The organism is Streptomyces sp. NPDC002138 (genome assembly GCF_040296485.1).
In the GTDB taxonomy this organism is placed as follows: Bacteria; Actinomycetota; Actinomycetes; order Streptomycetales; family Streptomycetaceae; genus Streptomyces.
Genome location: NZ_JBEOXE010000083.1, coordinates 25,822 through 32,030 on the forward strand (window position 1 = coordinate 25,822; position 6,209 = coordinate 32,030).

Here is a 6,209-nt window from a genome sequence, read left to right on the forward strand (position 1 = left end):
AGCCGCTGTCGGGCCGGTTATTTGGCGCAGATCGCCTTGTCGGCCTCGACCCGCTGGACCCCTTCGGGCGCCTGCTGCGGCGCCGTGAGCGAGATCCCCGCCCCCTTGAAGTCCGCGCCGAGCGTGAGCTTCATCGGGGTCTTCGGCGGCGCGTCCGCCGAACCGGCCTTCAGGGCCGAAGCCGGCAGGCCCATCATGTCCGCTAGCGCCCGGGCCTGGTCGGCCTGGTTGGGCGCGTACTCCAGCGTGGTGTGGTCGAGCTTCGCGGGCGCGTTGCCCACGTTGCTCGACCTCTCCACGCCCTTGGAATTCTGCAGCCACGCCAGTGTGGTGGAGGCGGAGCCCTGCGGGCCGCCGCCGTTGGAGACGCTGACGCGGACGTCGCCGGCCGGTGCGCGGTTGCCCTGGAGCAGCGCGTCCTGCTTGCTCTTGGCCGCCGCCTCGGCGGCCTTCTCCTTCTGCTCCACGGCGGTCAGCGAGACGTCCCCGCGGATCATCTGGAGCAGCGGATCGGCCTGCGAAGGATTGATCACCACGGTCGCCTTGACCCGCTCGGCCGGATTGTCGAGCACCGGCAGCGTGGTGAAGGTGATGTTCTTGGGGTTGATCCCCTTCAACTCTCCGGCGAGCGCCGTGAGCTGGGAGATCGAGCCCATGCCCTTGTCGACGCTCAGCGCCTTCGTGGCCGCCTCCGCGAGCGCGATGAGCTTCTTGGGACTGCTGAGCGTGTCCTTCGACTTCATCTCGCGGATCATGGAACTCAGGAACTGCTGCTGGGTCTTGATCCGGTCGAGGTCGCTCTCGTTGCCGAAGGAGTGCCGGGTACGGACGAAGGCGAGCGCCTGTTCGCCGTCGAGCCGGTGCTCACCGGCCGTCAGGTTCAGCTTCGAGTCGCGGTCCTTGACGGCCTTGTCCAGGCAGACGGGCACCCCGCCGACGGCCGTGCTCAGCGTCTTGACGGCGTTGAAGTCCGCCATCAGGAAGTGGTCGACCGGGATCCCGGTCAGCTCCTGCACCGTGCGCATGGTGCAGCCCGGGTCGCGGCCCTCCTGGCCGAGGCTCGTGTTGAAGCGGACCCCGCGCTGGGCGGGGATGTTCTTCGTCGAGCCGTCGGTCTGTTTGGTGGGGCAGGTCGGGATGTCGGTGATCAGGTCGCGCGGGATGGACAGCGCCGTCGCGTTCGTCCGGTCCTTGGAGACGTGGAAGAGGAAGGTGGTGTCCGCGTGGCCGGGGCTGTCCGAGTCGCCGTAGCCCTCGTTGCCGTCGCCGGTCCGCTTGTCCGTGCCGATGATCAGGATGTTGATCGGCTGGTCCTTCTGGAAACCGTTGCGGCCCGCACCGAGGGTGTCGGTGGTCTTGATGTTGCCGTTCAGGTGGTCGTAGTACAGGTACGCCGCCAGCGAGCCGCCCACCAGGAGGAACGCCAGCGAGCCGCCCACGACGACCAGCGCCTTGCGGCGTCCCCCGCCGCCGCCGGAGCCTCCGGCGGCCTGGCGCCCGCCGCGCCGGCCACCACCGGGCCCGTCGCCGCGCCGGGGCCCGGGCACCGCCGGGGACGGGACCTTGGGGGAGGGGGCCTTGGGGGAAGCGGCCGCGGAGGCCTTGGCGGACCGGCCCGAGCGGGCCGACCGCGACGGCATCAGGGAGGAGGAGAGGGGGCCGCGGGCTCTTCGGGGGGAGGTCACGGACGGCTGCTGCGCAGCGGAGCGGTCCAGTCGCAGCTCGTAGTCGCCGGTTCGGGGGTCGATGACCCACTGGTCTGCGGGGTCGACTTCTTCTGCTCGCCCACGGCTGTGCGCATCCACGGTTGCTCGAGTCCTCCGTCGGGTGCCTCGCGACGCGCCTCCCCCCAGGCGCTCGGTCAACGATCCGGCTGCTGGTGCACGGCCTACGGCCAGCCTGCGCACCGGATCGCTCACCTTATCCGGCCAATTCACTGTCAAACCATGTCGGTGACAAATTCCACCCCCCTTATAACTGGGCAATAGCCCCATCCCGCTCGGTTCGGGCACCGGCTTTTGGGATTGCTTTACCGGCAGGTAGCCGTGCCCGCCGTGGTGCCGGTGAAGGTGGGGGCGGGGGAGGCGGCCGAACCGGTTCCCGACCCCTGCGTCGGTGCGCCCCCGGCCTCGGAGGGACGCTCGCCCGAGGCCTTTTCCCGCTGATCAACAGGCGTGGGGGGCACCACCGTCACCGGCTGGTCCATCCGCAGCTGCCGGAAGAGCAGGGCCGCCTCCGGCTCCGCCAGCTCGTCCCGGTTGGGATCGGCGCCGTACGGCTTGCGCGGTACCGTCAGGAAGTTGATCCGGTCGGTCGGTATGTCCCGTATGCCGCGCACCAGTTCGTACAGCCCGCGCAGCGACGCCAGCCCGGGGTCCGTGGTCACCGACGAAGTCGCCGCGTCCAGCAGGGGGTAGAGCCGGGCCGGGTTGAGCAGCACCCCGGTGCTCTGCACCTTCTCCACCAGCGAGGCCAGGAACTCCTGCTGGCGGTCCATCCGTTCGGTGTCGCTGCCGTCGCCCAGGCTGTGCCGGGCCCGGACGAAGCCGAGCGCCTGCTCCCCCTGGAGGGTCTGCCGTCCGGCGGGCAGCTTCAGCCGGGCCTCGGTGTCGTCGATGGGCGCCTTGAGGCAGACCTCGACCCCGCCGACCGCGTCGACCACCCTCTTGAACCCGCCGAAGTCCACCACGACGTGGTGATCGACCCGGATCCCGCTCAGCTTCTCGACCGTACGGACCGTGCAGCCGGCCCCGCCCCACTCGAAGGCCCAGTTGAACTGGGCGAGCTGCTCGGTGGTGCGCGTCCCGTCCGGCTTCAGGCAGCTCGGTACGATCGTCATCAGGTCCCGCGGTATCGACACCGCCGTGGCGCTGCGCCGGTCCGCGGGCAGGTGCAGCAGGATCGCGGTGTCCGAGCGCTGGGTGCCGGCGTCCTGTCCGTACTTCGCGTTCTCCTTGCCGGAGCGCGAGTCGGAGCCGATCAGGAGGATGTTCTGGGCGCCGTCCACGACGTGCGCGGGGCGCTCGCGGTCGTAGCGGCGCAGCTCCGCGGCGGCGGAGGTGTCCGCCTTGATGTTGCCTTCGAGCTTGCGGTAGACCCACCAGCCCGCGGCGGCCCCGGCCAGCACCAGCAGCACCAGCCCGAGCCCGATCCAGCGCAGCAGCCGACGCCGCCGGCGCGGGGGCGGCGTACCGCCCGTGCCCGCACCGGTGTGCCCCGGTATGCCTGCGCCATCGGTCACTTCCGCGTCCGTCCTCGCCGCTGGGCAACAGCCCCGTACGGGTGAGTACGCGGCCTACGCCGATCCTGCCCCCGGGTCGGCGGAGCGGCCCGGGGGCGGGGGTCCGTACTGGGCCGTGTGGGTGACAAATCGCGCGTTCCCGCAGGTGGGCGATGTGGGTGACGGCCGCCCCGGCCGCCGCCTACGCGGTGTGGGTGACGCGCTCGGTCTCGGTCCGGTGGGCCAGGGAGTCCGCGGACAGCTGGTCCAGGTGGCGGCAGAGCACCACCGAGCCGCCCGAGGCCAGCGGTGCGTACAGCCCGGCCGACAGGCCCTCCCAGGTGTCGTACCCCTGCCCCGACAGCAGCCGCGAGCCCTCGGTCAGCCCGCGCTCCGCCGCGTCCGCCCGGGCCAGGTCCACCAGCTCCGCGTGCGACAGCGCGCGGCCCCCGACGCGCAGGGCGGGCCCGGCCGGGTCGACCGGTACGAACGGCGCGAACCGGTCGCCCTGACCCGGCACCTCCACCGCGTAGTCCGCGAACCCGGCCGGGGGCTGCGGGAAGCGCCCGCCCAGCGGCCGCAGCGCCAGCGCCACCCGCTCCCCGGAGCAGGCCCGCGCCTCCTCCAGGGTGTCCGGCCCGCTCACCACGAGGTCCGCGTCGGCCGGGTCCCCGCCCACCTCGACGCTCACGCCGACCGACGCGCAGGCGAGCAGCCACACGGCGCTCTGCCAGTGCGCGGGCAGCAGCAGCGCGAGCCGGTCGCCCGGCTCGGCGCCCAGATCGCCCTGGAGCAGATTGGCGGTCTTGGCCACCCAATTGGCGAAGGTGGCGACGGACAATTCGACGCGCTCGCCCGTCGCGTCGTCGTAGAAGGTGACGAGGGGGCGGCCCGGGTCGGCGGCGAGCGCGGATCGCAGCAGGTCGGCAGGGGTGCGGTCAGTGGTGTTCACCCGGCCCAGGCTACGCGGCGGCCTCCCCCGTACGGCGGCCATACCCCTCCCCCGTACGGAGGAGGCGGCGTGCCGAAGAACCGACGATCCGTCAGTTCTCGGATGGCGGCCCGCCGGGAGCGCGTTCAGCATCCATTGCATGCGTGGATTCCTTGCTTCCTCGATCGGCGTCGCGACCGCGGCCGCACTGTCCCTCCCGCTCGCCCTCGCCCTCCCCACGGCGGCGGCGGCCTCGACCGTGACGGCCGCCGCGCCGGTGGCACCGGCCGTCCCGGCCGGGTCCACCCAGTCGCTGCCACTCGTCGCGCTCACGACCACGGCCGACCGGGACACCGGCGTCCCCGGCATGAGCGCCTCCCCCCGCCTCCCCGAGACCAAGGGCCTGCCCGCGCGTGACGTGGGGACCTTCTCCCTGGTCGGCGTCGTCTGGGACGACGCTGCCACCCCCCTGCTCGGCCGGGTCCAGGTCCGGACCCGCTCCGCCACGACGGCCACCTGGTCCGACTGGCAGGACGTCGAGACCCACAACGCCGAGCACGGCGCCGACCCCGGCACCGCCGAGCGCGCCGCGGGCCGGGTCCGGGGCAGCACCGCCCCGTTGTGGGTCGGCGCGTCCGACGGCGTCGAGGTCCGCGTCCGGGCCGAGGCGGGCGCCCCGGCCGCGGCGAAGCTGCCGTCCGGGATGCGGATCGAGCTGGTCGACCCCGGGGCGGCGGCGCGGACGCTCCCGGCGGACGCGAAGAACGGCGCGGGGGCCGGGTCGTCGTCCCCGGCCTCCCCGGCCTCCCCGGCCTCCCCGGCCTCCCCGGCCTCCCCGTCCGGTGACGACAAGGGGGAGACGGCGGTCGGCGCCCCGGGCCTGCCGGGCATGCCCGGCCTGAGCATGGAGATGGCCGAGTCCTCGGCGGCCAACGTCCCGCTCGCCCCGCTCGGCGCCACCTCGATCCCGGCGCTGAACAAGGCCGACTCCACCGCCGACGCGATCCTCGCGAGCGAGGGCGCGCTGAGCCCGGCCGCCCGGCCGTACATCGGGCCGCGCCCCGCCATCGTCACCCGGCGGGGGTGGGGTGCGGACGAGCACCTGCGCGAGCCGGGGTTCGTGTACACGGACACGGTCAAGGCGGCCTTCGTCCACCACACCGCCTCCGGCAACAACTACGCCTGCCGGGACGCCCCGGCGGTGCTGCGCAGCCTGTACCGGTACCACGTGGTGAGCAGCGGCTGGCGCGACATCGGCTACAACTTCGCGGTCGACAAGTGCGGCACCGTGTACGAGGGGCGGGCGGGCGGGGTCACCAAGCCGGTGATGGGGGCCCACACGATGGGCTTCAACACGGACAGCATGGGCATCGCGGTGATCGGCACCTTCACGGACGCGCAGCCGCCGGCGGCCGCCGTGAACGCGGTGGCGCGGCTGACGGCCTGGAAGCTGGGCCTCTTCGGGGCGAACCCGCTGGCGAAGACCACGCTGAAGTCGGGCGGCGGCAATCTGTACCGCAAGGGTACGAACGTCCGGATGAACGTGATCTCCGGCCACCGGGACGGCTTCGCCACGGAGTGCCCGGGCCGCCTGCTCTACGGCCGCCTCCCCACCACCCGCACCTCAGCGGCCCACCTCCAGGGCCGCTGACACCCCGGACCCGCCCCACCGCCCACTGCCCCGACCGGTGGGGCGCCTCCGGCGGGGGCCCTCAAACGCCGGGCGGGCTGGGTTTGTGCGGGTCCGTTGTCGGGTGGCGCCGATGCAGCCTCGTTGGCGGTTTCGGCGCGGGCCCGGGCGGAGCCCGGGAGGGGGCCCGGGGTGCTGATGCAGCCTCGCCGGCGTTTGAGGCGCGCTCCGGGCGGAGCCCGGAAAGGGGCCCGGGGTGCTGAACCAGCCTCGCCGGCGATTGAGGCGCGGGTCCGGGCGGGGCCCGGTTTCGGGGAGGGGCGGGTAGGGGACTAGGGGGTGTCTGATGGATCTCCGCGGCGTCGCGACGCCCGGCACGCGCTCTCGCCGCACCGGCCGAAAGCCTGAGTACGTCCAGTACGCGGGCT

4 protein-coding genes are annotated in these 6,209 nt (G+C 73.3%); 1 reads left to right on the top strand and 3 read right to left on the bottom strand.

Annotated features, from left to right (window positions below; all coding sequences use genetic code 11):
* Positions 1-17 precede the first annotated feature (17 nt).
* From ABT084_RS33655 to ABT084_RS33665, 3 genes are all read right to left on the bottom strand, one after another.
* Complete coding sequence (locus ABT084_RS33655; RefSeq protein WP_351052299.1) at positions 18-1,805, bottom strand: LCP family protein; 1,788 nt, start codon at positions 1,803-1,805, stop codon at positions 18-20.
* 224 nt (positions 1,806-2,029) lie between these two features.
* The gene (locus tag ABT084_RS33660; protein WP_351052301.1) at positions 2,030-3,241 is read right to left on the bottom strand and encodes an LCP family protein; all 1,212 of its coding nucleotides are present in this window, start codon (positions 3,239-3,241) and stop codon (positions 2,030-2,032) included.
* Positions 3,242-3,422: 181 nt separating this feature from the next.
* On the bottom strand, positions 3,423-4,172 hold the full coding sequence (locus ABT084_RS33665; protein WP_351052304.1) for a TIGR03089 family protein: 750 nt from the start codon (positions 4,170-4,172) through the stop codon (positions 3,423-3,425).
* A gap of 139 nt (positions 4,173-4,311) precedes the next feature.
* On the opposite strand from ABT084_RS33665, the gene ABT084_RS33670 reads away from it, so the two are divergent.
* A complete protein-coding gene (locus ABT084_RS33670) occupies positions 4,312-5,802 on the top strand; it encodes a peptidoglycan recognition protein family protein (protein ID WP_351052306.1) in 1,491 nt (496 codons plus the stop codon).
* Positions 5,803-6,209 lie beyond the last annotated feature (407 nt).

What these genes read in the sequence shown, in the direction of transcription:
- ABT084_RS33670 (WP_351052306.1), top strand. Translation starts at nt 4,312, where the DNA reads ATGCGTGGATTCCTTGCTTCCTCGATCGGCGTCGCGACCGCGGCCGCA.